This window comes from Streptomyces anandii JCM 4720, assembly GCF_014650655.1.
GTDB classification, from domain to species: domain Bacteria; phylum Actinomycetota; class Actinomycetes; order Streptomycetales; family Streptomycetaceae; genus Streptomyces; species Streptomyces anandii.
In genome coordinates, this window is sequence record NZ_BMVJ01000007.1 from 191,958 (window position 1) to 192,841 (window position 884).

Consider the following 884-nt stretch of genomic DNA (forward strand, 5'->3'; position numbering starts at 1 on the left):
CGGCGTCTCCAGGTCGAGCCGGTAGATCAGCACCAGCCCGAGCCCGTTGAGCAGCACCGCGATGGGCAGCAGCAGCGGGTCGGCGTACGGCGCCCGCAGCCGCACCGCGCCGTGCGCGAGGAGGGCCAGCACGCCGAGCCCGGCGCCGTAACCGGCGGCGCCGGGCGGGACGGTGCCGTACCTCGCCAGGCCGACGGCGCAGTAGCCGTACACCGACAGCAGGACCGCGAGGACGATGAGGGCGAGTTCGACACCGCGCCGCCGGGGGAGGCGGGCGGCGGGCGCGGGCGGGGCCGCCGCTGTCACGGTGGTTCCGGCCTTGGTCATGTCCGGAACCTACCCAAAACGGGCGGTGTGTCCGCTCCGGGCGTCAACACCAGCGTGGCGTGGGCCCGATGCTCTGGATGAAGCGGGCCGACCCCCAGGTCCAGGTGCCGTCCGCGAGGAGGTACCAGACGGGGTTGCCGAGGACGTTCCCGCCGAGCGTCCTGCAGTAGATCCACACGATCTCGCCCGGCCGTGCGATCCGGAGCACCCGGCTGCCCCGGTCCGGCCGGGTGTGCAGGGCGAGCCCACCGCGCGCGACGACCCTGCCGCGGTAGAAGCGGGGGTCGTCCTGGCCGGCGGGGACGGAGGTCTTGCCGGCGGTGTCCGTCTTGCCCGCGGCGGTGCCGGTGCCGGAAGCGGTGCTGCCCGGCGCCGGACCCGGGGCGGGGGCGGCCGCGTGGGCCGCGGCGGGGTCCGGGGTGCCGCCGCGGCCGTCGTCGGCGGCGGCCGGTACGACGGCCGCGGCGGTCAGCAGGGCGCCGGCGGCGGCCGCCACGGCCAGCCGGGTGAGGGGGGAGTGCAGGGACATGGGGTGGTACCTCCACCTGAGGTGGCGA

Annotated in this window: 1 protein-coding gene and 1 pseudogene; both read right to left on the bottom strand. The window is 76.9% G+C overall.

What is annotated here, in order from left to right; all coding sequences use genetic code 11:
- Positions 1-327: pseudogene (locus IE249_RS37315) on the bottom strand (FtsW/RodA/SpoVE family cell cycle protein); the annotation flags it as partial.
- Positions 328-370: 43 nt separating this feature from the next.
- Positions 371-856, bottom strand: a complete 486-nt coding sequence (locus tag IE249_RS15330) for an SH3 domain-containing protein (protein ID WP_189705372.1) — start codon at positions 854-856, stop codon at positions 371-373.
- Positions 857-884: the final 28 nt, after the last annotated feature.